The organism is Nocardioides taihuensis, from assembly GCF_042657275.1.
In the GTDB taxonomy this organism is placed as follows: domain Bacteria; phylum Actinomycetota; class Actinomycetes; order Propionibacteriales; family Nocardioidaceae; genus Nocardioides; species Nocardioides taihuensis.
Genome location: NZ_JBHSKD010000027.1, coordinates 230,920 through 256,079 on the forward strand (window position 1 = coordinate 230,920; position 25,160 = coordinate 256,079).

Genomic DNA, 25,160 nt, shown 5'->3' on the forward strand with positions numbered 1-25,160 from the left:
CCGTGGCCGCCGTCGCGGGGGTCGTCGTCTGGCCGGTTCGCCGCCAGGGCCGGCCGTCACGGTGATGCGGCGGCCCGGCTGGCAGCGTGCGTCCCGGTCGAGGCACGCCTACTCCGTCTCGAGCTCCCTGACCTCCTGCCGGACGTGGTAGTCGCTGGCCTGGCTGGCCCAGACGGTCAGGGTGGTGGTGAGGCCGGTGGGCGGGTCGAGGGTGCCGGCGCAGACCGACCAGTACGACGGGTCGTCGGCGGCGCGCCAGAACAGCGAGGAGCCGCAGCGCGAGCAGAAGGCGTAGCCGGCCTCGGGGACCGGCCACCACCAGCGCATCAGCTCGTCGGGATCGCTGAGGTCGAGGTCGGCGACGGGCAGCCGGGTGGCGGCCATGAAGTGGCCGGTGAACCGCCGGCAGCGCTCGCAGTGGCAGTTCACGACGTCGCGCGGCGAGCCGTCCAGGACGTACGAGACGCCCCGGCACAGGCACCCGCCCTCGAGCGTCATGTGGGGAGCGTGTCCCCGGGCGGGGTGGGCAGGCGGCGCACGAACCAGTCCGAGCGCGGGTCGAGCACCGGCTCGACGCGGGCGGCGGCGGTGAGCACCTTGACGCCGTCAGCGCCAGCGAGCACGAGCGACAGGTCGAGCGAGGCCACCTGGGGCAGGTCGTGCTGGAGCGTGGAGACGCGCAGGATCAGGTCCTCGACGGCGGCCACGTCGACCACCTCGCTCCCCCGGTAGCCGAACAGCATCGGCGAGGACTTGATCTCGCGCACCATGGCGGCGGCGTCGCTGTGGGTCAGCGGCGGGATCCGGTACGCCTTGTCCTCGAGCAGCTCGATCAGCGGCCCCGAGATCCCGAACGAGACCACCGGTCCGAAGAGCGGGTCCTCGATGCTGCGGATCGCGACGGGGACGCCCGGTGGTGAGTTCTTCTGGACGACGAACCCGGCCCGCTCCGGATCGGTGATCAGCTCGTTGAGCGACTGCCACGCGTCACGCATCTCCGCCGAGGTGTCGATGTTGCGCCAGACGTGCGCCAGGTCGGGGCGCTCGCGCAGGTGCTCGGCCGTCGCCTTGAGCACGACATCCCAGCCCAGCTCGCGCCCGGCGGCCTGCGCCTGCCGCAGCGTCGTCACCGGGCGCGACTGCCACAGGTCGATGCCGTACGACGCGAGCAGCGCGGCGAGGTCGGCCTGCGCCAGGTCGGCGCCGTCGGGGTGCTCGGCCAGCACGCGGCCCACGAGGGCCTTGGCCGCCTCGGCGTCGGCGGCCGGCGGCTCGACGGCAGCGCCGTCGGGGGTGCGCAGCCACACGGCGTACCCGACCACGCGGGCGAGCGCCCGCACCGCCGCCTCGACCGCGGGGTAGGAGGGGACGGACCCGCGGCCGGCGGTGTGGCCGGCGACGTCGGGCACCCGCAGCAGCTCGGGCACGCCCTCGGTGCCGAGGAACGTCGAGACCAGCGGCTTGTCCGACTGCTCGCCGACGGCGGCGAGCACGTTCGCGACGTCCTCGCCGGAGACGTTGAGCGGCGGGATGTAGACGGCGACCACGGAGTCGACGTCGGGGTCGTCGATGGCGTCGTCGAGCGCGTCCTCGAAGTCGTCCGCGGTCGCGTCCGCGCCGAGCGCCACCGACTTGTTCACCACCAGTCCGACCGCGGCCGCGGCGTCGGCGGCCAGCAGCCCGAGCGCGTCGGAGTTGCCGACGATCGCCACCCGGCGCCCGCGGGGCAGCGGCTGGTGCGCGAGCAGCTGCGCGACGTCGAACATCTCCTCGAGCGTGTCCACCTGGATCACCCCCGCCTGGCGGAACATCGCGTCCACGGCCGCCGGCGGCGCGGCGATCTGCCGCACGGCGTGGCCCATCGGCACGCCCTGCGTCGTGCGGCCCGACCGCACGGCGATGATCGGCTTGCGCAGCGACACCCGCCGCGCGATCCGCGAGAACTTGCGCGGGTTGCCGATCGACTCGAGATAGAGCAGCACCACCTCGGTGGTGTCGTCCTCCTCCCAGTACTGCAGCAGGTCGTTGCCGGAGACGTCGGCGCGGTTGCCGGCACTCACGAACGTCGAGAGCCCCAGGCCGCGGTTGTTGACCTTCTCCAGGATCGCCGAGCCGAGAGCGCCCGACTGGCAGAAGAACCCGGCGCGGCCGCGCGGCGGCATCAGCGGCGACAGCGAGGCGTTGAGCGCCACGCTGGGAGTGGTGTTGATGATCCCCAGGCAGTTGGGCCCGATCAGCCGCAGGCCGTAGGACCGCGCCAGGCCGACCAGCCGCCGCTGCCGCTGCCGCCCCTCCTCGCCGGTCTCGGCGAAGCCCGAGGAGATCACGACCAGGCCGTGCACGCCCTTGGCGGCGCAGTCGATCACGACGTCCTGCACCGACTCGGCCGGCACCGCGACGATCGCGAGGTCGACGTCGCCGGGGATCTCCGACACCGAGGCGTACGCCGGGACGCCCGACACCGCCTCGGCCGACTGGTTCACGGCGTACACCCGGCCGGTGAAGTTCCCGGTGACCAGGTTGCGCACCAGCGCCTGCCCGATCGTGTCCTGGCGGCGGCTGGCTCCGATCACCGCGACGGAGCGCGGGTGGAAGAAGCGCTCGATCGACGCCGACTCGGCCCGGTGCTCGCGCCCGGCCATCACGCCCATCGCCGTGTCGCTCGCCGCGATCGGGAAGTCGAGCACCATCACGCCCTCGTCGTAGTGGCTGACCACCCGGTAGCCGGCGTCGCGGAAGGTGTGGATCATCGCCTGGTTGTCGGGCAGCACCTCGGCGGTGAACCGCTCGATCCCCCGCTCGCGGCCGGCCTGTGCGAGGTGCTCGAGCAGCAGCTGGCCGATCCCGCGGCCCTGGTGGGCGTCCTCGACGAGGAACGCGACCTCGGCCTCGCCGTCCTTGACCAGGTCGTAGCGACCGACCGCGATCATCTGGCTCTGCAGCAGCACGATGAAGGCGACCCGCGCCTGGTGGTCGACCTGGGTGAACCGGGCGACGTCGCGGTCCGAGAGCCGCGGCATGGGGCTGAAGAAGCGGTAGTACTTCGACTCGTCCGAGACCCGGCTGTAGAACTCCACGAGCAGGTCGGCGTCCTCGGGCCGGATCGGCCGGATGTGGGCGGCGCGGCCGTCGCGCAGCAGGACGTCCGCCTCCCAGTGGCGCGGGGGCGACACGTCGGTGGTGGGTCCCGTCGAGGCGGTCACGACCGTGAATCTAGCCGACCGGCGTGGGGGGTCCGACGGCGAGCGGCGACCGTGGAGAATGCCGCCATGGCCCGGCGCACCAAGGATCCGCTCCCCGACGACTTCGAGGAGCACATCCTCGACACCGACATCAAGCAGGAGATGGAGTCGTCGTTCCTGGAGTACGCCTACTCGGTCATCTACTCCCGGGCCCTGCCCGACGCCCGGGACGGCCTCAAGCCGGTGCAGCGCCGGATCCTCTACACGATGAACGACATGAGCCTGCGGCCCGACCGCGGCCACGTCAAGAGCGCCCGCGTCGTCGGTGAGGTCATGGGTCGGCTGCACCCGCACGGCGACGGCGCGATCTACGACGCGCTCGTGCGCCTCGCCCAGCCCTGGTCGATGCGGCTGCCGATGATCGACGGCCACGGCAACTTCGGCTCGCCCGACGACTCCCCGGCCGCGATGCGCTACACCGAGTGCCGGATGGCGCCGCCGGCGGTGGCGATGACCGCCTCGATCGACGAGGACACCGTCGACTTCCGGCCCAACTACGACAGCCGCGAGCTCGAGCCGGTCGTGCTGCCCTCGGCGATCCCCAACCTCGTGGTCAACGGCACCACCGGCATCGCGGTCGGCATGGCCACCAACATGGCCCCGCACAACCTGGTCGAGGTGGTCCAGGCCCTGCGGCACCTGATCACCCATCCGGACGCGTCGCTCACCGACCTGATGCGGTTCATCCCCGGTCCCGACCTGCCCACCGGCGGCAAGATCGTCGGCCTCGACGGCATCCGCGACGCCTACGAGACGGGTCGCGGCAGCTTCCGGATGCGCGCCACCGCCCGCGTCGAGACCGTCGGCCGCCGCAAGGGCATCGTGGTCACCGAACTGCCCTACGGCGTCGGCACCGAGAAGGTCGTCGAGCGGATCAAGACGCTCGTCCAGTCCAAGAAGCTCCAGGGCATCGCCGACCTCAAGGACCTCACCGACCGCGAGAAGGGGCTGCGGCTCGTGATCGAGGTCAAGAACGGCTTCCACCCCGAGGCCCTGCTCGAGCAGCTCTACCGCCAGACGCCGATGGAGGACTCCTTCGGCATCAACAACGTCGCGCTCGTCGACGGCCAGCCGCGCACCCTCGGGCTCACGGAGCTGCTCCAGGTCTTCCTCGAGCACCGCTTCGACGTCGTACGACGCCGCTCGGTGTTCCGGCGGGGCAAGGCCGCCGACCGGCTGCACCTCGTCGAGGGCCTGCTGATCGCGATCCTCGACATCGACGAGGTCATCCAGCTGATCCGCTCCTCCGACAACGCCGCCGCGGCCAAGGAGCGGCTGATGACGGTCTTCGACCTCAGCGAGGCCCAGGCCGACTACATCCTCGACATGCCGCTGCGTCGGCTGACCCGGTTCTCGCGCCTCGAGCTCGAGAAGGAGCAGTCCGAGCTGCAGGCCACGATCGAGCAGCTCGACGCGATCCTCGCCGACGACGCGCTGCTGCGCCGGGTCGTCTCCGACGAACTCGCCGACGTCGCCAAGACCTACGGCACCCCCCGTCGTACGGTCCTGCTGAAGTCCGCCGGCACCGCCGTCGTGTCGGCGGCGGCCCCGCTCGAGGTGGCCGACGACCCGTGCTTCGCCTACCTCTCCTCCTCGGGCCTGCTGGCGCGGTCGAGCAGCGACGAGACGCCCGGCGCCGAGGGCGACCGCACCAACCACGACGTGATCGTGTCCGCCGTCCGCACCACCGCGCGCGGCGAGATCGGCGTGCTCACCTCGCGGGGCCGGGTCATCAAGCAGGGCGTGCTCGACCTCCCGGAGATCCCGGCCGGTGCCAACCACCCCAACCTGCAGGGCGGCTTCCCCCTCAGCGAGCTGGTCAGCCTCGACCCCGGTGAGCGCGCGCTCGCGCTCACCTCGCTGCGCACCGACGGCCCGGGGCTCGCCCTCGGCACCCGCGACGGCGTGGTGAAGCGGGTGAACCCCGAGGTGCTCGCCCGCGAGGAGTGGGAGGTGATCGGGCTCAAGGACGGCGACGAGGTCGTGGGCGCGGTCGAGCTCACCACCGGCGAGGAGACGCTCTGCTTCGTCACCGCCGGGGGGCAGCTGCTGCACTTCGGCGCCGCTGCGGTGCGGCCCCAGGGCCGCGGCGGCGGCGGCATGGCCGGCGTCAAGCTCGGCGCCGGCGACCGCGTGGCGTTCTTCGGCGCGCTCGACCCGGCGTCCGCGGTCGTGGTGACTGCGTCCGGCTCCTCGACGGCGCTGCCCGGCACCGAGCCCGGCGCGGTCAAGGTGACCCCGTTCTCCGAGTACCCCGCCAAGGGCCGGGCCACCGGCGGCGTGCGCTGCCACCGCTTCCTCAAGGGCGAGGACACGCTGGTCTTCGCCTGGGCCGGCGCGGCTCCTGCGCGCGCGGCGGCCAGCAGCGGCGCACCGGTCGACCTGCCGGAGGCCACGGGGCGGCGTGACGGGTCCGGCGTGCCCGGCAGCCAGCCGATCGCCGCCTGCGCGGGTCCGGTCGCCGTCCGTGTGGAAGGGTGACGCGCATGCGTCCGACCCGCGCGACCGCGCGCGCCCTCGCGACGGCTGCGCTCGGGGTCCTGCTCCTGCCCGGCCTCACCGCGTGCAGCGGCGAGGACTCCGTCGGTGAGGGCCGCACGCCCGAGCAGGTGATGGACCTCACCAAGAAGACCCTCGACGAGACCAGCGGCGTCTCGATCACGCTCGAGAGCGACGGCCTGCCCGACGGCGTGGCCGGCCTGTCCTCCGGTGAGGGCGTCGGCACCCACGCCCCCGCCTTCGAGGGCACCATCGGCGTGATCGTGGCCGGCGCGCCGGTCGACGTGCCGGTCGTGGCCGTCGACGGCACCGTCTACGCCAGGCTCCCGTTCACGTTCGGATGGCAGGACATCGACCCCGCCGACTACGGCGCGCCCGACCCGGCCACGCTCATGAGCACCGACAGCGGCTTCTCCTCGCTGCTCCCCGCGACCACCGACCTCGAGGAGGGCGACAGCGTCCGCGGCGGCGAGGACAACAAGGAGGTGCTGACGGAGTACACCGGCACCGTGCCCGGCGACGTGGTCAGCAACGTGATCCCGAGCGCGGAGGGCGACTTCGACGCGACGTACTCGATCAGCTCCGACGGTGAGCTCCGCACGGCCGAGCTCACCGGCGTCTTCTACCCCGACACGGAGGCGATGACCTACACCATCGGCTTCGACGACTACGGCACCGAGAAGGACATCGTTGCCCCCTGAGCCGGGGCCGGCCACCGGCCGGGCCCGCTGGCTGCTCGGCCTGGCCGCGGTCTCGGTGGCGTTCGCGGCCGCCGACACCTACGTCGTCGTGCTGGCCCTGCCGGAGATGATGGCGTCGGTCGGCATCCCCCTCGACCAGCTCCAGCGGGCGGCGCCGATCGTCTCCGGCTTCCTGCTCGGGTACGTCGCGATGCTGCCGCTCATCGGCCGCATCGCCGACCTGCGCGGTCGCGTGCCGGTGCTGGTCGCCGCGCTCGTGCTGTTCTCGCTGGGCTCGCTGGTGACCGCGCTCGCCTACGACCTGCCGAGCCTGGTCACCGGGCGGTTCCTGCAGGGCGTGGGCGGCGGCGGCCTGGTGCCGGCCACCCTCGCGCTCGTCGCCGACCTCTACCCGGCCGAGCGCCGCGGTGTCCCGCTCGGTGTGGTCTCCGCGGTCCAGGAGCTCGGCAGCGTGCTCGGCCCGCTCTTCGGCGCCGTCGTGGTGGCCTACGCGGACTGGCGCGTCATCTTCGCGATCAACCTCGCCGTCGGGCTCGTGCTCGCGGCCGCCCTCGCCCGGATCGGGCGCGACGCCGGCAGCCCCCGGGCCCGCGGCGTCCCCGACCTGCTCGGGCTCGCGCTGCTGCTGGTGGCGCTGGTGGCCGGGGCCCTCACGATGCTCCAGCCGCCCGACCTGCTGCGCGACCTCACCTGGGGCCAGCTGTTCATCCCGTTCGTCGGCGACGGGCGCTGGCTGAGCCCGATCGGCGTCGTCGCGGTGGGGGCCGCGATCGCCTTCGTCGTCCGCTGCCTCACCGCCGCGCACCCGGTGAGCGACCTCCGCGGCTGGGCAGCCACCGCCCGGCGGGCCGACCTCGTCGGAGCGCTGCTGCTGGCCGTGGCCCTGGCCGGGGTGATCCTGGCCTTCGCCACGGCCGACCCGCAGGTGCAGGTCTTCTCCGAGCGCGGCCCGTGGTACCTCCTGGCCTCCGTCGTCGCCACGGCCGGGCTCGTGTGGCACCTGCGTCGCGCCGCCTCCCCGCTGGTGCCGCACCGCGCGATGGCCCGGACCCCGGCCTGGGGTTCGCTGGCGGTCAGCTTCTTCGTCGGCGCGGCCCTGATCGCCGCGCTCATCGACATCCCGATCTTCGCCCGCACCACCATCTACGGCGACTCCCAGCTCTCGGCAGCCCTGGTGCTGCTGCGGTTGCTGGTGGCGCTGCCCGTCGGCGCTGTCGCCGGCGGCTACCTGACGCGGCGCTTCCCCGCCGGGGTCGTCACCGCGGCCGGGATGGCCTGCACGACGGTGTCGTTCGTGCTGATGTCGCGGTGGGACGTGACCGCGCTCGAGCACGCGTCGGCCACGTGGCCGCTGCTCCTGGGCGGTCTCGGCTTCGGGCTCGCGCTCGCACCGGTCAACGCGGCGGTGCTCGCCAGCACCGACGACGCCGTGCACGGCCTGGCCAGCGCCCTGGTCGTCGTCGCCCGGATGGTCGGCATGCTGGTCGGCATCTCGGCCCTCACCGCGATCGGCCTGCGCCGCTACTACGCCGAGCAGGCCGACCTGCCGCCGGTGCGCGAGGTCTGCGACGGCAGCAGCCGCTGCTCGGAGTTCACCGACCTGCTGCGGGTCGCCGGCATCGCCCAGGAGCACACGGTCTTCCTCGGCGCCGCGGTGTGCGCCGCGGTCGCCGGGGTGCTGGCGCTGGTGCTCTTCCGGGGTGCGCAGACCCGCGGCCTCGCCGCCGGCGAGCTGCTCCGCGCCGGCGGCTGACGCCAGGCGTGTGACAGGCACCGCGGTGCCCCCGCGGATCGTCCGCTAGCGTCGCCCGCGTGACCGAATTCGACGACCTCCTCGAGGCCAACCGGGCCTTCGCCGCCGACTTCTCGCTCGGGGGCTTCGACGGCGTCGCCCATGCCGGCGTCGCGATCGTGACCTGCATGGACTCCCGCATCGATCCGTTGCGGATGCTGGGGCTGCGCCACGGCGACGCCAAGATCTTCCGCAACCCGGGCGGGCGGGTGACCGACCAGGCCCTCGAGGCGCTGGTGCTCGGCGTCCACCTGCTCGGGGTCACGCGGGTGCTGGTCATCCCGCACACCCGGTGCGCGATGGCCGCGAGCACCGAGGACGAGCTGCGCGAGCGGGTCGGTGCGTCCGCGGGCCAGGACGCGTCCTGGCAGCACTTCCACGTCATCGCCGACCAGCGGGCCGCCCTGGCCGACGACGTGGCGCGCGTGCGCGCCCACCCGCTGGTGCCGGACACCGTCGCCGTCGGCGGCTTCCTCTACGACGTCGACACCGGCCTGCTCAGCCAGGAGGTCTAGCCCACCGGTCGGGAACACCGCCGCCGGGCGGACAATCCCGGTCATGGGTCTTCTCGAGCGGGGGCCGCAGCTCGCTGCCCTCGCGGAGTACGCCGCCGATGCCCGACGGGGCGACGGACGCCTGGTGCTCGTCTCCGGGGAGTCCGGGGTCGGCAAGTCCGCCCTGCTCGAGGAGCTCGAGCGCCGCGAGGCCGACGCCGTCTGGGCGTGGGGCACCTGCGACGGCCTCTTCACCCCGCGCCCGCTCGGTCCCCTGCTCGACATCGCCGCCACCCTCGGCGGCGGCCTGCGCACGACCATCCGCGACCAACGCCCGCGCGAGGAGATCTTCCAAGCCCTGCTGTCCGACCTCGCCGCCTGCACGCCGTACGCCGCCCTGGTCGTCGAGGACGCGCACTGGGCCGACGAGGCGACGCTCGACCTGCTGCGCTTCGTCGCCCGCCGGATCCGTCGTGCACCGGTGCTGCTGGTCGTCACCTACCGCGACGACGAGGTGCCGCCCGGGCACCCGCTGCGCCGGTGCCTGGCCCAGCTCGCCACCGAGCGCAGCGCCCGACGCGTCGACGTGCCCCGCCTCTCCCCCGCCGCCGTCGCCGAGCTCGCCCGCGGCAGCGGCCTCGAGCCCGACGTGCTGCACGACCTCACCGGCGGCAACCCCTACTTCGTCACCGAGCTCCTCCGGGGCGCCCCCGGCGACCAGCTGCCGACGTCCGCACGCGACGCCGTGCTCGGCCGGGTCGACGGGCTGGCCCGCGGTCCCCGCCGGCTGCTCGAGACCGCCTCGCTGCTGGGTGCGCGCGCCGACCTCGACCTCCTCGACGAGCTGGTGGCCCCCGAGCCCGAGGCCTGGGACGCGCTGCTCGACTCGGGCCTGCTCGTCGCCGAGGGCGGCGACCTGCGGTTCCGTCACGAGATCACCCGCCTCGCCGTGCAGGAGACCGTACCGCCCCACCGCGCGGCCCCCGTCCACGCCCGCGTGCTGGCGCTGCTGACCGACCGTGACGACGTCGACGACGCCCGGCTGGCCCACCACGCCGAGGGCGCGGCCGACGCGGCCGCCGTCCTGCGCCACGCGACCGCGGCCGGCACCCGGGCATCGTCCCTCGCCTCCCACCGCGAGGCCGCCCTGCAGTACGAGCGCGCCCTGCGCTGGGCGGCGTCCGCGGACGACCGCACCCGGGCCGACCTGCAGGACCGCCTCGCCCACGAGTACGGGCTCCTCGACCGCTGGGGTGAGGCGCTGGACTCCCGGCTCACCGCGCTGGAGCTGTGGCGCTCCTGCGGGGACCGGTTGCGGGAGGGCGACACGCTCCGAGAGATCTCGACCTGCCACTACCGCCTCTGCCAGGGCCCGGAGTCGGAGGACGCCGTCCTCGACGGCCTCGGGGTCCTGCGCTCCCTGGGGCCGACCCCCGAGCTGGCGCGTGCCCTGAGCCTGCTCGCCTCCCAGCGGATGATCAACGGCCACGACGAGGAGGCGATCCGGTCCGCCGACGAGGCCATCGCCCTCGGGGAGCAGCTCGGCCTGCCCGACGTCGTCAGCCAGGCGCTCAACACCCGGGGCTGCGCCCGGCTCAACGCCGGCGAACCGTGGCGCGCCGACCTCGAGCGATCGCTGGAGGTCGGCCTCGCTGCCGGCGCGGTCGAGGCCGCGGCGCGCGCCTACACCAACCTCCAGTCCGGCAACGCGACCGAGCTCGACCTGGCCCGCAGCGAGCACTGGTTCCGCGTGGGCATGGAGTACTGCGAGGGGCACGACCTCAGCACCTACGCCAACTGCCTGGTCGGGGCGCAGGTGACCGTCCTCGAGCTGAGCGGCCGGTGGGACGAGGCTGTCGCGCTGTCCGAGGCGCGGATGGCGGTGCCGTACCTCTCACCGGTCAACCGGCTGTGCACCTACGTCACGCTGGGGTCGGTGGCAGCCCGCCGTGGCTCCGCCCCCGCCGTCTGGCCCAACCTCGACACCGCGCTCGAGCTCGCGGTCGCCTCCGCCCAACCGCAGTACGTCGTCCCGTCGCGGGTCGCCCGTGCCGAGGCCCACTGGCTCGCGGGCGACCTCGGGGCGGCACGGGCCGAGCTGCAGGACGCCGTGGAGCTGGCCGGGCTCGTGGACCCGTGGGTTCGCGGCGCGGTCGCAGCCTGGGCCCGGCGCCTCGACATCCCCGGCCCTGGGGGCGATCTCGGCGAGCCGTACGCCTCGCTGGTGCGCGGCGAGGCGGTCGCCGCTGCTGCCGGGCTCGACGAGCGCGGCCTTTCCTACGACGCTGCGCTGGCGCTGGTCGACGCGGGGGACGAGCCCCACCTGCGCGAGGCCCTCGAACGCCTCGACGCGCTCGGGGCCTCGGCGACCGCCGGCGTCGTCCGCCGGATGCTGCGCGAGGCCGGCGCCCGCTCGGTGCCCCACGGCGTGCGCGCCACCACCCGGGCGCACCCCTGCGGCCTGACCCGGCGCGAGCAGGAGGTGCTCGAGCACCTGGCCGGCGGCCTCACCAACGACGAGATCGCGACCCGGCTCTTCATCTCCGCCAAGACCGTGGACCACCACGTCTCGTCGGTGCTCGCCAAGCTCGGGGTGACCAACCGGCGCGAGGCCGGTGACGAGGCCCGGCGCCGCGGGCTCGTCGGCCAATCTGGGGAGCCTCTCGCGACAACCTAGGGAGACGCTCCCGATCCGCCTCCCCCGCTCCGCTCCTAGCGTCGTGGCCGTCAACGACCGACACCACTTCACCAGGAGCACCGCATGCCTCTCTACATGGACGTCCACCACCTCGAGCCCGGCGTCACCATGGACGACGTCGCCAAGGCCCACGCCGCGGACCTCTCGGTCCAGGACAAGTACGAGGTCAACTACCTCCGCTACTGGGTCGACGAGGACCAGGGCAAGATCTTCTGCCTCGTCGAGGCGCCCTCCCCCGACGCCGCCAACACCGTGCACCGCGAGGCGCACGGGCTGGTGGCCGACGAGGTCCACCTGGTCAAGGAGGGCTCGTGAGCGCCCGGCGCCGGGTGCTCGCGGCCGCCGTCGCCGCCGGCGGCCTGCTGGTCGCGGTGACCAGCCCGTTCGCCTCGGCCTCGTCGCAGGGCGGCCAGCACATCGACGACCTGCGCCAGGCCACCGCGAAGTACTTCGACGTGGCCACGGCCGAGGCCGACGGCTACACCGAGCTGCGTGACGCCGCCGGCATCGCCTGCATCGACAGCTCGGCCGGCGGGATGGGGATCCACTACGTGAACCCCGGGCTGGTCGGTGACCCCGACATCGTCATGCAGACCCCCGAGCTGATGGTCTACGCACCGGCGCCCGACGGCTCGCTGGTGCTCGTCGCCTCGGAGTACGTGGTCCTGGCGGACGCGTGGCACGCCGCGCACGGCAAGCAGCCGCCGAAGCTGTTCGGCCAGAAGTTCACCCTGGTCAAGGCCGGCAACCGCTACGGGCTCCCCGACTTCTACGAGCTGCACGTGTGGCTGTGGCAGTCCAACCCCAGCGGTCTCTTCGCCGACTACAACCCCGGCGTCACCTGCCCGACCAGCTGACGGCGGAGCCGAGGATCCGCACGAAGGTTCGGCGCCGGTCTCCGGCGCCGAACCTCCGCCGCGTCATGCCGTGCGTGCGGCCTCGAGCAGGGCGACCACCTCGTCGTCGGTGACCTGCGCGAAGTCGCGGTAAGCCTCGCCGACGGCACCGAACCACCGCGGTGTCTGCAGGCAGACGACCTCGTCGGCGACCGCCTCGAAGATCACGTCGAGGCGTGGCGGACCCACGGGGACGGCCAGCACGACGCGCTCCACACCCAACGCCCGCACCACGAGGCACGCGGCCCGAGCCGTGGCGCCCGTGGCCACGCCGTCGTCCACGACGACGACGCTGCGTCCGTTCACAGCCACCGGCGGCCGGCCACCACGGAAGCGGCGTACCCGCTCCTCGAGCACGGCGCGCTCGCGCGACTCCACCTGCGCGACGTCGCCGTCCGCGATCCGGTACTCCCGCAGGACGGACTCGTTGAGCACCCGAACACCGCCCTCGCCGATCGCCCCCATCGCCAGCTCAGGCGCCCAGGCGACCCCCAGCTTGCGCACCACGATCACGTCCAGCGGCGCGCCGAGCGCCCGAGCCACCTCGGCAGCCACGGGCACCCCGCCGCGCGGCAGGCCGAGCACCACGAAGTCCCGTCCGCGGAGACGTTCCAGGGCAGCGGCAAGCCGCTGCCCCGCCTCGACGCGGTTCGCGAACGTCCTCATCGTCCCCTCGGATCCCGGAGGAAAGACACCACCCAGCCTCACCTCGAAAGGAGGTCGCTCCCAGAGGCGGACGTCCCTTCGCGCGCCGGATTCGGGTCCTTCGACGAGGGCCCACGGGCCGATCTGCCCTACGGCGCCACCGCACGGGGGCGCACGCTGGTCACGAGGGGTCCGGCGGAGGGATGAGATAGCCATGCGTGACAGCGTGCGACTCGGCCGCGTCGCCGGGTTCCCGGTGTCGGCGCACTGGAGCGTCGGCGTGATCCTGCTGCTCCTGGCCTGGGTCCTGGCCGGGGGCGTGCTCCCCCAGACTGCTCCCGGGCACAGCGCGGCGACGTACTGGCTCGGCGGCCTGGTGGGGAGCTTTCTGCTGCTGTGCTCCCTGCTGGCCCACGAGCTCGCCCACGCGGTGGTCGCCCGGCGCGCCGGCGTCGAGGTGGAGGGGGTCACCCTGTGGCTCTTCGGCGGGGTCGCGACGTTCCGCAGCGAGGCTCCCTCGCCGCGCGACGACCTCCGGATCGCCGTGGCGGGCCCTCTGACCAGCCTCGCCGTGGCCCTCGGGTCCGGGCTCGCCTGGGTGGCGCTCGACCGGTCCCCCGGTCTGGACCTGGCCGCGGGCGTGACCGGGTGGCTCAGCACGATCAACCTGGTGCTCGCCGTCTTCAACATGGTCCCGGGGGCGCCGCTCGACGGTGGGCGGGTCCTGCGGGCCGTGCTCTGGGCCCGGACGGGCGATCGCGAGCGCGCGGCGGTCAGCGCCACCCGCGCGGGCCGGGCGATGGGCTACGCGCTGGTTGGCCTGGGCCTGGTCTTCCTGCTGCTCGGCGACCCGGTCGGGGGCGTGTGGACCGTGCTGATCGGGTGGTTCATCCTCGCCGCCGCCAACGCGGAGCAGGAGGCCACCGTCACCCGCACGCTGCTGGGCGCGGTCCTGGTCCGGGACGTGATGAGCTCCCCGGTCGTCACCGCTGACCCGGCCCTGAGTGTCGAGGATCTCATCGAGCGCCAGGTCTTGAGCGGCCGGCACTCGGCGTACCCGGTCGTGGACGAAGACGGTCGCGTGGTGGGGCTGGTCACGCTGCGCCAGCTGCGCACCGTGCCCGCGCAGCGCCGCGACGTGACGCGGGTCCGCGACGTGGTCCTGCCGCTCTCAGAGGTCGCGACGGCCGCGCCGACGGAACCGCTGCCGGGGCTCCTCCCGCGGTTGACGCCCGGCTCGGGGCGCCGCGCGCTGGTCCTCGACGAGGACCGGCTGGTGGGTATCGTGACGCTGGCCGACGTCAGCCGGACCGTGGAGGCTCGGGCTCTGCTGACGCACCCCGCGTGACTCCGAGGCCCGCTCAGGCGTCGATCGCCTCGACGTCGACCTCGTAGGCACCCTGCACGATGAACTCCTTGCGCGGCGCGACCTCCGAGCCCATCAGCAGCTCGAAGACCCGGGCGGCGGCGTCGGCGTCGTCCACGGTGATCCGGCGCAGCGTGCGACGGCGGGGGTCCATCGTGGTCTCGGCCAGCTGGTCGGCGTCCATCTCGCCGAGCCCCTTGTAGCGCTGGACGGGGTCCTTCCAGCGCACGCCCTTCTTCGCCAGCTCCGCGAGCTTCCGCTGCAGCTCGTCGTCGGAGTAGGTGTAGACGTACTTCTCCATGCCCTTCTTGGGGTTGGACAGCTCGATGCGGTGCAGCGGCGGCACCGCCGAGAAGACCCGCCCCTCGCTGATCAGCTCGGGCATGTACTTGAAGAACAGCGTCGCCAGCAGGCACCGGATGTGGGCACCGTCGGAGTCGGCGTCGGCCATGAAGATGATCCGGCCGTAGCGGGCGGCGTCGAGGTCGAACGTGCGCCCCGAGCCGGCCCCCACGACCTGGATGATCGAGGCGCACTCGGCGTTCTTGAGCATGTCGCCCACCGAGGCCTTCTGGACGTTGAGGATCTTGCCGCGGATCGGCAGCAGCGCCTGGAACTCCGAGTCGCGGGCCAGCTTCGCCGTACCGAGCGCCGAGTCTCCCTCGACGATGAAGAGCTCGCTGCGCTCGCTGGTGGTGCGGCAGTCGGCGAGCTTGGAGGGCAGCGCAGAGGACTCCAGCGCGTTCTTGCGACGCTGGGTCTCCTTGTGCTGACGAGCGGCGAGCCGGGTCTTGGAGGCGCCGACGACCTTCTCCATGACCAGCCGGGCCTGGGCCTTCTCGGCCCGCTTGGTCGAGGTGAGGAACTTCTTCAGCTCCTGCGAGACCACCCGCCTCACGACCGCGCGCGCGGCGGGCGTGCCGAGGATCTCCTTGGTCTGGCCCTCGAACTGTGGCTCGGCCAGGCGCACGGCCACCACAGCGGTCATGCCCTCGAGGACGTCGTCCTTGATCACGTCGGCGTCGGCCTGCTTGAGCGCCTTGGTGCCGCGCATGACCTCGTTGAAGGTCTTGGTCAGCGCCGCCTCGAAGCCGCTGACGTGGGTCCCGCCCTTGGGGGTGGCGATGACGTTCACGAACGAGCGCAGCTCGGTGTCGTAGCCCGTGCCCCAGCGCACGGCGACGTCGACGACCAGCTCGCGCTCGACCTCCTGCGGCATCATGTGGCCGCGGTCGTCGAGCAGCGGCACGGTCTCGGTGAAGGTGTCCTGGCCCTGCAGCCGCAGCACGTCGGTGACCGGCTCGTCCTTGGCGAGGAACTCGGCGAACTCCCCGATCCCCCCGTCGTGGCGGAACTTCTCCTCGACGGGGGTGTCGCCGCGCAGGTCGCGGATCACCAGCTCGAGGCCGGGCACGATGAACGACGTCTGCCGGGCGCGGCCGAGGAGCCCCTCGAACTCGAAACGGGCGTCCTTGGTGAAGATCCGGCGGTCGGGCCAGAACCGGATCCGGGTGCCGGTCTTCCCCTTCGCCACGCGCTTGCCCTTGCGGGTCAGCCCGGACCGCGGCGTGAACGGCGCGTCCGGCCCTTCGCCGTCGAAGACGCCGGGCTGGCCGTGCCGGAAGCTGAGGCCCTGCTGCGAGGGCGAGCGGTCGACGTCGATGTCCATCCGCGCCGAGAGCGCGTTGACGACCGAGAGGCCGACGCCGTGCAGGCCGCCGGTGGCGACGTACGAGCCGCCGCCGAACTTGCCACCGGCGTGGAGCTTGGTGGCGACCACCTCGACGCCGGGCAGCCCGGTCTTGGGCTCCTTGTCGGTCGGGATGCCGCGTCCGTCGTCGTGCACCTCGACCGAGTCGTCGCGGTGCAGCGTCACCTCGACCCGGTGCGCGGACCCCGCCAGGGCCTCGTCGACACCGTTGTCGATGATCTCCCACAGGCAGTGCATGAGGCCGCGGGTGTCGGTCGAGCCGATGTACATGCCGGGTCGCTTGCGGACCGCCTCGAGGCCCTCGAGGACCAGCAGGTGTGCGGCGTTGTAGGTGTTGTCGATCGTGCTGCTCCTGAGCTCGGCCGTGCAGTGCGGCCATCCGGTGGGGCGTCGGTTCCGAATCTACCTGCGACACGCCGGGGACCGACGTAGGCTCGCGATGACGGGGAAAGCCTCGGCCGCGCACTACGGTTGCCGACAGTGAGAGCACCACAGGCAGCACCCCGCACGTAACGATGTGGGAACGGTTACCGTCCGAGGGGCGGGAATCGGGCACCTCGGGGCACGTCGGAGCGTCAGACTCACCAGGAGAAGGCACCAACGACCACCAGCCAGTCAGCAGGTTGTCTGTACGGGTCACCGCCGTGAGGCATGGAAAGCGACCCGGGTGGGCAGGACGAGTGAAGACCAGCGAGACCCATGACGTGGCGGGCGCCACGTGCGGCGGGGAATCTTGACCCCCGTGGCTACGTTGAACCCGACACCGATGAAGAGAAATGAGGCCGATGTGACCACCGCCGTTGCCCCTGCCGCTCGCTCGCTGGGTGCCTCCGACCGCTGCGACCGCTGCGGTGCCCAGGCATACCTCCGCGTGGAGCTCCAGTCCGGTGGCGAGCTTCTCTTCTGCGCCCACCACGCCCGCGAGCACGGCGACAAGCTGCGCGAGATCGCGGCCACCGTGGTGGACGAGACCGACAAGCTCACCACCACCCGCCCCTCGGCGCCCGCCGAGGAGCGCTGACCCGGGCAGCACCGCCCAGCCGTCCAGACTTCGACGACCCCGGACCGCCAGGTCCGGGGTCGTCGCGTCTCCGCCGCAGATCCCTGTGGGAGGGTTGCCCGCGTGAGCCCGCTCGAGGTCCTGGTCGCCCTCGCGATCGCGATCGGCCTGCTCGGCATCCTGGTGCCGGTCCTCCCCGGCTTCCTGCTCATCCTGGGCGCGATCTGGGTCTGGGCCTTCTCGGTCGGCGGTGCCACCGCCTGGACCGTCGCCGGCGTCGCCACGGCGTTCCTGCTGGTGGGGGCGGTCGTGAAGTACACCGTCCCGGGCCGTCACCTCAAGGACGCCGGGGTGCCGGCGTCCACCCAGTGGGTCGGCGTGGCCCTGGGGCTGGTCGGGTTCTTCGTCATCCCCGTGGTCGGGTTGTTCGTGGGCTTCGTGCTGGGCATCTACCTCGCCGAGCTGCGCCGGCTCGGGCACCCCGAGGCGTGGCCGTCCACGAAGCACGCGCTGAAGGCGGCCGGGCTGAGCGTGCTCATCGAGCTCGCGGCCGGCCTGCTGGCAGCGTGGGCGTGGGTCGTCGGCGTGGCGCTGACCTGAGGGGACGACGTGGCCGTCCTGCTCTCCCTGCTCTCCGCCCTGTCCTACGGGCTCTCCGACTTCGTCGGCGGGGTCACCTCCAAGCGCACCAGCCCGTGGTCGGTCGCCCTCGTCGGCCAGCTCGCCGGCGCGTGCGTGATGCTGGTCACGGCGTGGCTGGTCGGGGGCTCCCCCACCGGCGGTGACGCCGCCTGGGCGGTGGTGGCCGGCGCGGGCAACGGCTTCGGCACCGCGTTCCTCTACCGGGGACTCTCCTCGGGCCGGATGGGCGTGGTCGCCCCGGTGTCCGGCGTCGGCGCGACGCTGGTCCCGGTCGTGGTGGCGCTGGCGACGGGCGAGCGCCCCGCCGCACTGGTGTGGCTCGGCGTGCTCGCCGCCCTGCCGGGCATCTGGCTGGTGGCACGGGAACCGGTCCCGGAGGACGTCGGCGGCGACCCGCCGCGGTCGAGCGGCCTGGTGGACGGCGTGCTGGCCGGTCTGGGCTTCGGAGGGCTGTTCGCGGCCCTGGCCCAGATCCCCGACACCGCCGGCCTCTACCCGCTGGCCATGAACCAGGTCGTCGCCGCCGTCGTGATCATCGCGGTCGCCTCGGCGCTGCGGACCCCGTGGCTGCCCCGGCAGCCGGTCGCGCTGCTCGGTGCCGTGAGCGGGACGCTGGGCGCCCTGGCGACCGGCGCCTTCCTCCTCGCGACCCAGACCGGCTACCTCACGGTCACGGCGGTGCTCGCCTCGCTCTACCCGGCGGTGACGGTGCTGCTCGCCGCCACCGTCCTGCGCGAGCGTGTGCACCGCGGCCAGGCCGTCGGCCTGGTGCTGTGCGGGGTCGCCGTGGCGCTGGTCGCCACCGGCTGACCGGGACGCCCCGGTCAGGGGGTACGGACCCGCTCGACCCTGATCACGTCGTTGTCGCAGCCCCGCGCGAGCCGACGCAACGTCGTCCGCTCCGTGTCGTCGACGGTGAGCTGCCAGCGGACCTTCACCGCGACCCAGTGCCGCACGTACGCGCAGGTGCCGAACTCGGGGAGCCACTCCGCCGGGTCGGAGTCACCCTTGGATCGGTTGGAGGACGCGGTCACCGCCGCCAGGCTGCGCCGGTCCCCGAGGTCGTTGGCGAACCGCTTGCGGGTGCGCGGCTTCCACTGCTTGGCACCGGAGTCCCACGCCTCGGCGAGCGCCACCATGTGGTCGATGTCGAGGTTGGTGGACCGCCGCACCGTGACGCGGTCGTAGGTCGAGAACCAGCGTCCGCGCTGGATGTCGCAGCCGGAGACCGCCTCCAGCGACTCGGCGTCCAGCACCTCGTCGCGGGTGTCCTGGCAGTCGCCGTCGGCGTCGATCCAGTGCACGAACTTGTCGCGGTCGTAGCCCGCCCGGGTCTCGTCGGCCACCGGCAGGTGCCGCACGGCCCACCGCAACAGGTGGTGGTACGACGTGCCGGCGTCGGCCGGCGCGGGCAGCGCCAGCGCGCCGGTCACCGTCAGCGCCGCCGCCAGCACGGCCCCGAGCAGGACTCGAGGTCCCCTCACGAGCAGTAGACGGCCTCGACCGTGGGCGGGTGGGGCTGCTCGCCCGCGAGCGCCCACCCGAAGGCGGCGCCGACCGCGTCGAGGTCGCACTGCGAGAGCGGGACGCCCTGACCGGTGTAGACCCAGCCGTAGCCCATCACGTCCCAGGCGTCGATCGGCAGGGTGTGGCCGATGCCCAGCGCGTGACCGAGCTCGTGCTGCACGAGCGTGAAGAACTCCTCCGGGGTCGCGTCACCCACGAACTTCTGCGGCACGTCGCTCTTCACGATGACGTTGTTGCACCGGTTGCCGCCACCGCCGCCGACGTTGCCGCCGCACAGGGTGCGGCCGAGGTAGACCGTGCCGCCGTAACGCGGCACGTAGTGCACGACGATGTCGGCGGTCGCCGCCGCGCCGGGGGTGCTGCTGACGTCGGTCAGCGTGATCACGCCGCCGTACTCCGCGCGCAGGGCGGCGTCCCAGCCGGCGATCGCGTCGTGCGCGACCTCGGCGAAGTCGGCGGGCGCGGTCGGCGCCACCCGCACCGCGACGGTGAGGTCGGCGTGGTCCCACCAGTAGCCCTGGTAGCTGCCGCCGAAGACCGTCATCATCGGGATCGCCTCGGGCTCGACCACCGCGGGGTCCTCGCCGTGGGCGGCGGGACCGACGAGGGTCGCGGCGAGGACGAGAGCCAGGAGGGTACCGGGAATCCTCATGCGGCCCATGGTGCCCGGTCGGGCGCCCCGGACGGGGTCCCACGCCGCGGGGGCCGGTGACTTTCGGCCCGGGCGCCGGGCGTCGCGCACTCCTAGCATCGGCGCATGGGCGACTTCCCGTACGCCGACCGGTTCACCGTCAACCGCACGCTCCCCGAGCAGGGCAGGCCACGCGCCGACGTGCTCGCCGAGCTCCACGCGATGGCCGAGGAGGAGGACGCCTTCTGGGAGTCGGGCAAGTGCTCCGGGACCATGTACTCCGGCGACCACGAGCACTACCGGTTCCTCGCCGAGGCCTTCGGCGACTTCGCCCACGTCAACGTGCTCCAGCGCGACATGTGCCCGAGCGCGACCAAGCTCGAGGGCGAGATCATCGCGATGGCGCTCGACCTCATGCACGCCGGCGCGGTCGAGGACACGACCACGGCCGGCATGGTCACCAGCGGCGGGACCGGCAGCATCCTGCACGCGGTGCTCGCCTACCGCGAGCAGGCCGCGGCGCGGCTCAACGGCCGGCGTCCCAACTTCGTCAAGCCCGAGACCGGCCACCCGGCGTTCGACAAGGCCTGCCACCTGTTCGGGATCGAGCTGCGCACCGCACCCGTCGACCCGGCCAACACCGTGGTCGACCCCGCCGACGTCGCCCGCCTCGTCGACCGCGACACGATCGCGGTGATGGGCTCGGCCGGCAACTACGGGTACGGCACCATCGACCCGATCGCCGAGCTCGGCCAGCTGGCGCTCGAGCGCGGGGTCGGGCTGCACGTCGACGGCTGCCTCGGCGGCTTCATCCTGCCCTTCGGTGAGGAGCTCGGGTACGACGTGCCGGCCTTCGACTTCCGGGTGCCCGGCGTGACCACCATCTCGGCCGACACGCACAAGTACGGCTACTCGTTCAAGGGCTCCTCGACGCTGCTCTTCCGCGACAAGGCGCTGCGCAACGCGCAGTACTTCCACCTCGCCGGCTGGAGCGGCGGCAAGTACATGTCGCCCGGCATCGAGGGCTCGCGCTCCGGCGGGCTGCTCGCGGCCACCTGGGCGGCGATGGTGCACTACGGCCGGGCCGGCTACCGCGCCCACGCGCAGGAGATCTTCGCGACGGCGGCGTCCATGATGGCGGCCGTGCGCAGCCACCCCGAGCTGCGGATCATGGGCCACCCGACGTTCTGCTTCAGCTTCACCTCCGACGACTTCGACATCTACCACGTGGCGGACCGGATGCGGGAGCGCGGATGGCGCTTCAACGGGCAGCAGTACCCCAATGCGATCCACATGGCCGTCACCCGCCCGCAGACCCGGCCGGGCGTCGCCGAGGAGTTCGCGACCGACCTGGCCGAGGCGGTGGCCTACGCCCGCGAGCAGCACGCGGCCGGCAAGGAGGCCTTCAGCAGCGCGATCTACGGAGGCGTCGCGGGCGGTCTGACCACCGAGGTCGAGGACCTGATCGTCGCGGTGATGAGCGACATGCTCGACATCCAGCAGGGCCTGCCACCGGTGGGCACCGGGTGACCGCGCCGTGAGCGACGACCTCGTCCTCGCGGTCGACCTGGGCACCGGCGGACCCAAGGTCGGGCTGGTCACCACCCGCGGCGAGGTCCGGTGGTGGGAGCACCACGCCGTCCGCACGTCGTACGGCGAGGAGGGGGCGGCGTGGCAGGACCCGCACGAGTGGTGGCGCCTGGTCGTCGACGCGACCCGGCGCGGGCTCGCGCGCAGCGGCGTCTCCGGCGACGACGTGGTCGCGGTCGGGGTCACCGGGCAGTGGGCGAGCACGGTGCCCGTCGACGCGGACGGGCTGCCGGTGGGCGACTGCGTGATGTGGACCGACACCCGGGGCGCGAGGTACTCGCGGGCGGTGGTCGGCGGGCACCTGCAGGGCTACGCCGCGCGGCCCCTGGCCACGTGGGTGCGGCACAGCGCGGGGATCCCGACCACGTCGGGCGCCGATCCGGTCGGCCACATGCTGCACCTCGAGCGCGACCGGCCGGAGGTGGCGTCGCGGACCCGCTGGTACCTCGAGCCGGTCGACCACCTGACGATGCGGTTCACCGGCGTCGCCGCTGCGTCCCCGATGTCGATGACCGCCGCCTGGCTCACCGACAACCGCCGGCTCGACCTGCTGGCCTACGACCAGCAGCTGGTCGCCCTGGCTGGCGTGGACGTGGCGAAGCTGCCGCCGCTGGTGCGCTCGGGATCGGTGGTGGCGCCGGTGTCGGCCGCGGCCGCCGCGGAGCTGGGCCTCCCGGAGCGCGCCGTGGTGATCACCGGGATGCCCGACCTCCACGGCATCACCCTCGGGTCCGGGGCGGTGCTCGAGGGCGAGGGGCACGTCTCGATCGGCACCTCGGGCTGGATCAGCTGCCCGCTGCGGCGCAAGAAGACCGACCTGCTGCGCCAGATCGCCACCGTGCCCGGGCTCGGCGGAGGCGGGTACCTCATGGGCAACAGCCAGGACAGCGCCGGCCGCTGCCTGCAGTGGTGGCGCGACACGTTCGCCCCCGACGCGTCGTACGACGAGGTGACGGCGCTCGCCGCCACCTCACCGCCCGGCGCGGGCGGCGTGATCTTCACGCCCTGGCTGACCGGCGAGCGCAGCCCGGTCGACGACCGCGCCGCGCGCGCCGGCTTCCACAACGTCGCGCTCTCCACCACCCGCGCCGACCTCGCGCGCGCGGTCCTCGAGGGCGTCGCGCTCAACACCCGCTGGCTGCTCGAGGCCGCCGAGCACTTCGCGGGGCACCGCCTCGACCCGTTCCGCCTCGTCGGCGGCGGCGCGCAGTCCGACCTGTGGTCGCAGGTGGTGGCCGACGTCACCGACCACGTGGTCGAGCGCCCCGCCGAGCCGCTGCTGAGCGGGCTGCGCGGCGTCGCCCTCGCCGCCGGCCTCGCGCTGGGCGAGCACCGGCCGTCCGACATCCGCGGGCTGGTGCCGGTCGACCGCACCTTCCGCCCCGACCCGGCCCGGCGGGGCACCTACGACCGCCTCTACCACGAGTTCACGCGCCTCCACCGCGCCGAGCGCGGGATGTTCCGTCGGCTCAACGCCGCCGACTGAGGCCAGCGAGGCTCAGTCGAGGTAGTCGCGCAGCACCTGGGAGCGGCTCGGGTGGCGCAGCTTGGACATCGTCTTCGACTCGATCTGGCGGATCCGCTCGCGGGTCACGCCGTAGACCTTGCCGATCTCGTCGAGTGTCTTGGGCTGGCCGTCGGTGAGGCCGAAGCGCATGCTCACCACGCCCGCCTCGCGCTCGGAGAGCGTGTCGAGGACGGCGTGCAGCTGCTCCTGCAGCAGGGTGAACGACACGGCGTCGGCCGGGACGATCGCCTCGGAGTCCTCGATCAGGTCGCCGAACTCGGAGTCGCCGTCCTCGCCGAGCGGGGTGTGCAGCGAGATGGGCTCGCGGCCGTACTTCTGGACCTCGATGACCTTCTCGGGGGTCATGTCGAGCTCCTTGGCCAGTTCCTCCGGCGTGGGCTCGCGACCGAGGTCCTGCAGCATCTGGCGCTGGACGCGGGCCAGCTTGTTGATGACCTCGACCATGTGCACCGGGATGCGGATGGTGCGGGCCTGGTCGGCCATGGCGCGGGTGATCGCCTGACGGATCCACCAGGTCGCGTACGTCGAGAACTTGTAGCCCTTGGTGTAGTCGAACTTCTCGACCGCGCGGATCAGGCCGAGGTTGCCCTCCTGGATCAGGTCGAGGAAGAGCATGCCGCGACCGGTGTAGCGCTTGGCCAGCGACACCACGAGGCGCAGGTTGGCCTCGAGCAGGTGGTTCTTCGCGCGGCGGCCGTCCTCGGCGATCCACTCGAGCTCCTCGAGCAGCTTGGGAGAGATCTTGCCGCCCTTGGCGAGCTTCTCCTCCGAGAACAGGCCGGCCTCGATCCGCTTGGCGAGCTCGACCTCCATCTCGGCGTTGAGGAGAGGGACCTTGCCGATCTGCTTGAGGTAGTCCTTGACGGGGTCGGCGGTCGCACCGGCAACCATGACCTGCTGCTCGGGCTCCCCGGCGTCGTCGGCGTCGGAGACCACGAACGTGGCCTCCTTCTCGTCCTCCTTGATGGAGGGGTCGGTGGCGACGTCCTTCTCGAACTGGTCGTCGGGGATGTCGGGCAGCACCTTCTTGCCGTCGGGTCCCACCACCGGGGCGGCGGCGTCGTCGACGGTCACGGGCTCGGCCGAGGCAGCCTTCTTCGCGGCGGTCTTCCTGGCGGGAGCGGCCTTCTTGGCCGGGGCGGCGGTCTTGGCCGCGGCCTTCTTCGCCGGGGCGGCGGCCTTCTTGGCGGCCGGCTTGTCGGCGGTCGCCGTGCCCGCCGTCTTCTTCGCGGCGGTCTTGCTGGTGCTGGCCGTGGTCGCCTTGCGGGCGGTGCGCGCCGCCACGGCGCGCGAGCCCGCGGCCGGGAGGTGCACCGAGATGCCGAGGCCGCTCAGGTGGGACAGCAGCGCCTTGAGGTGCCGCGGCTCGATGGCGGCGTCCTCACTGGTCTGGCGCAGTGCCTCGGGGGTGACCGACCCCGTGGGGGTGCCCTCCTCGATGAGGGACACGACGGCCGGGTGGGTAAGCACCTCGGCAGGAAGGGTTCTGCGCGCGTTCGAGGACACGAACACCTCTCGTCAGGGCTTTCGGGGCGCGGCAAGGCCCGGATACGTCAAGAGCCGCGTGGTCATTCTGCCACGGCACCCCAGCGCCGGTTGAACTCGCCCCGTCGCCGGTCGGGTGAGGTCAGTCGGCAGCGGCGCGGGCCGCGGCCTTCTTCTCCTTCTTGAAGTCACGCACCTTCTGCAGCGACGCCTCGTCCACGACGTCGGCGACCGAGCGGTGCCCCTCGAGGGCGTAGTCACCGGCGGCCGCCTCCCAGCCCTCGGGCCGGACGCCGAGCTGCTTGGCCAGCAGTGCCACGAAGATCTGGGACTTCTGCTTGCCGAAGCCGGGCAGCTCCTGGACCCGCCGCAGCAGGTCCTTGCCGGTCGTCGCCTCCGACCACAGCCGGGTCACGTCCCCGTCGTACCGCTCCTCGACGAGGGTGGCCAGCTCCTGCAGCCGGCGGGCCATCGACCCGGGGAACCGGTGGATGGCCGGCGGCTGGCTGCACAGCTCCTTGAACGCCTCGGGGTCCGCGGCCGCGATGGCAGCCGGGTCGAGGGTGCCGAAGCGGCTGAGGACCTTCCACCCGCCCCGGAACGCGTGCTCCATCCCGTACTGCTGGTCGAGCATCATCCCGACCACCAGGGCGAACGGGTACTCGTCGAGCACCCGGTCGGCCTCGGGCTGGTTGGCGATGTGGAAGGCCATC

General features: G+C 73.1%; 21 protein-coding genes. 13 read left to right on the forward strand and 8 right to left on the reverse strand.

Translation table 11 applies throughout. From position 1 onward, the window contains the following. Positions 1–108: 108 nt before the first annotated feature. Positions 109–498 carry a GFA family protein gene (locus tag ACFPGP_RS19130; RefSeq protein ID WP_378592539.1) on the reverse strand — a complete coding sequence of 130 codons (390 nt, stop codon included), beginning with the start codon at positions 496–498 and terminating at the stop codon, positions 109–111. Further along, positions 495–3,203 (reverse strand): bifunctional acetate--CoA ligase family protein/GNAT family N-acetyltransferase, encoded by a 2,709-nt coding sequence (locus ACFPGP_RS19135; protein ID WP_378592541.1) that lies wholly within the window; start codon positions 3,201–3,203, stop codon positions 495–497. Before ACFPGP_RS19135 ends, ACFPGP_RS19130 begins: the two co-directional genes overlap by 4 nt. A 66-nt stretch (positions 3,204–3,269) precedes the next feature. Here ACFPGP_RS19135 and ACFPGP_RS19140 point away from each other — a divergent pair, with 66 nt between their 5' ends. The 7 genes from ACFPGP_RS19140 to ACFPGP_RS19170 all read left to right on the forward strand — a co-directional run bounded on the left by ACFPGP_RS19140 (position 3,270) and on the right by ACFPGP_RS19170 (position 12,283). Then, positions 3,270–5,723: a DNA gyrase/topoisomerase IV subunit A gene (locus ACFPGP_RS19140; protein WP_378592543.1), complete on the forward strand. Its 2,454-nt coding sequence runs from the start codon at positions 3,270–3,272 to the stop codon at positions 5,721–5,723. A 5-nt stretch (positions 5,724–5,728) separates the two neighbouring features. After that, positions 5,729–6,442 (forward strand): LppX_LprAFG lipoprotein, encoded by a 714-nt coding sequence (locus tag ACFPGP_RS19145; RefSeq protein WP_378592545.1) that lies wholly within the window; start codon positions 5,729–5,731, stop codon positions 6,440–6,442. Then, positions 6,432–8,195, forward strand: a complete 1,764-nt coding sequence (locus ACFPGP_RS19150; RefSeq protein ID WP_378592547.1) for an MFS transporter — start codon at positions 6,432–6,434, stop codon at positions 8,193–8,195. Before ACFPGP_RS19145 ends, ACFPGP_RS19150 begins: the two co-directional genes overlap by 11 nt. Positions 8,196–8,254: 59 nt before the next feature. Beyond that, positions 8,255–8,749 (forward strand): beta-class carbonic anhydrase, encoded by a 495-nt coding sequence (locus ACFPGP_RS19155; RefSeq protein WP_378592549.1) that lies wholly within the window; start codon positions 8,255–8,257, stop codon positions 8,747–8,749. Positions 8,750–8,792: 43 nt separating this feature from the next. Next, complete coding sequence (locus ACFPGP_RS19160) at positions 8,793–11,405, forward strand: ATP-binding protein (protein WP_378592550.1); 2,613 nt, start codon at positions 8,793–8,795, stop codon at positions 11,403–11,405. Positions 11,406–11,489: 84 nt separating this feature from the next. Continuing rightward, the gene (locus ACFPGP_RS19165; RefSeq protein ID WP_378592551.1) at positions 11,490–11,741 is read left to right on the forward strand and encodes a DUF4242 domain-containing protein; all 252 of its coding nucleotides are present in this window, start codon (positions 11,490–11,492) and stop codon (positions 11,739–11,741) included. Then, positions 11,738–12,283, forward strand: coding sequence for a hypothetical protein (locus ACFPGP_RS19170; protein WP_378592552.1), 546 nt, complete (start codon positions 11,738–11,740; stop codon positions 12,281–12,283). Before ACFPGP_RS19165 ends, ACFPGP_RS19170 begins: the two co-directional genes overlap by 4 nt. Before the next feature lie 63 nt (positions 12,284–12,346). Here ACFPGP_RS19170 and ACFPGP_RS19175 read toward each other — a convergent pair whose 3' ends face one another. After that, positions 12,347–12,988 carry a phosphoribosyltransferase gene (locus ACFPGP_RS19175; RefSeq protein WP_378592553.1) on the reverse strand — a complete coding sequence of 214 codons (642 nt, stop codon included), beginning with the start codon at positions 12,986–12,988 and terminating at the stop codon, positions 12,347–12,349. A 193-nt stretch (positions 12,989–13,181) separates the two neighbouring features. On the opposite strand from ACFPGP_RS19175, the gene ACFPGP_RS19180 reads away from it, so the two are divergent. Continuing rightward, complete coding sequence (locus tag ACFPGP_RS19180) at positions 13,182–14,315, forward strand: site-2 protease family protein (protein ID WP_378592554.1); 1,134 nt, start codon at positions 13,182–13,184, stop codon at positions 14,313–14,315. Positions 14,316–14,328: 13 nt separating this feature from the next. Here ACFPGP_RS19180 and ACFPGP_RS19185 read toward each other — a convergent pair whose 3' ends face one another. Beyond that, on the reverse strand, positions 14,329–16,314 hold the full coding sequence (locus ACFPGP_RS19185; RefSeq protein WP_378592555.1) for a DNA gyrase/topoisomerase IV subunit B: 1,986 nt from the start codon (positions 16,312–16,314) through the stop codon (positions 14,329–14,331). 496 nt (positions 16,315–16,810) lie between these two features. On the opposite strand from ACFPGP_RS19185, the gene ACFPGP_RS19190 reads away from it, so the two are divergent. The 3 genes from ACFPGP_RS19190 (at position 16,811) to ACFPGP_RS19200 (ending at position 18,496) form a co-directional block, all read left to right on the forward strand. Next, positions 16,811–17,065, forward strand: coding sequence for a DUF7455 domain-containing protein (locus tag ACFPGP_RS19190; RefSeq protein ID WP_378593557.1), 255 nt, complete (start codon positions 16,811–16,813; stop codon positions 17,063–17,065). 102 nt (positions 17,066–17,167) lie between these two features. Beyond that, a complete protein-coding gene (locus ACFPGP_RS19195; protein ID WP_378592556.1) occupies positions 17,168–17,644 on the forward strand; it encodes a DUF456 domain-containing protein in 477 nt (158 codons plus the stop codon). A 9-nt stretch (positions 17,645–17,653) separates the two neighbouring features. Beyond that, positions 17,654–18,496 carry an EamA family transporter gene (locus tag ACFPGP_RS19200; protein ID WP_378592557.1) on the forward strand — a complete coding sequence of 281 codons (843 nt, stop codon included), beginning with the start codon at positions 17,654–17,656 and terminating at the stop codon, positions 18,494–18,496. Between the two features lie 14 nt (positions 18,497–18,510). Here the strand turns inward: ACFPGP_RS19200 and ACFPGP_RS19205 are convergent, their stop codons facing one another. After that, positions 18,511–19,170 carry an HNH endonuclease family protein gene (locus ACFPGP_RS19205; protein WP_378592558.1) on the reverse strand — a complete coding sequence of 220 codons (660 nt, stop codon included), beginning with the start codon at positions 19,168–19,170 and terminating at the stop codon, positions 18,511–18,513. Further along, positions 19,167–19,865: a zinc metalloprotease gene (locus ACFPGP_RS19210; protein ID WP_378592559.1), complete on the reverse strand. Its 699-nt coding sequence runs from the start codon at positions 19,863–19,865 to the stop codon at positions 19,167–19,169. Before ACFPGP_RS19210 ends, ACFPGP_RS19205 begins: the two co-directional genes overlap by 4 nt. Positions 19,866–19,970: 105 nt before the next feature. On the opposite strand from ACFPGP_RS19210, the gene ACFPGP_RS19215 reads away from it, so the two are divergent. Together ACFPGP_RS19215 and ACFPGP_RS19220 are read left to right on the forward strand one after the other, a co-directional pair. Beyond that, the gene (locus tag ACFPGP_RS19215) at positions 19,971–21,374 is read left to right on the forward strand and encodes a pyridoxal phosphate-dependent decarboxylase family protein (protein ID WP_378592560.1); all 1,404 of its coding nucleotides are present in this window, start codon (positions 19,971–19,973) and stop codon (positions 21,372–21,374) included. Positions 21,375–21,381: 7 nt separating this feature from the next. Further along, positions 21,382–22,920, forward strand: coding sequence for a xylulokinase (locus tag ACFPGP_RS19220; protein WP_378592561.1), 1,539 nt, complete (start codon positions 21,382–21,384; stop codon positions 22,918–22,920). A 12-nt stretch (positions 22,921–22,932) separates the two neighbouring features. Here the strand turns inward: ACFPGP_RS19220 and ACFPGP_RS19225 are convergent, their stop codons facing one another. Beyond that, a complete protein-coding gene (locus ACFPGP_RS19225) occupies positions 22,933–24,474 on the reverse strand; it encodes an RNA polymerase sigma factor (RefSeq protein WP_378592562.1) in 1,542 nt (513 codons plus the stop codon). Between the two features lie 115 nt (positions 24,475–24,589). Further along, a complete protein-coding gene (locus tag ACFPGP_RS19230) occupies positions 24,590–25,159 on the reverse strand; it encodes an HhH-GPD-type base excision DNA repair protein (RefSeq protein WP_378592563.1) in 570 nt (189 codons plus the stop codon). Position 25,160 lies beyond the last annotated feature (1 nt).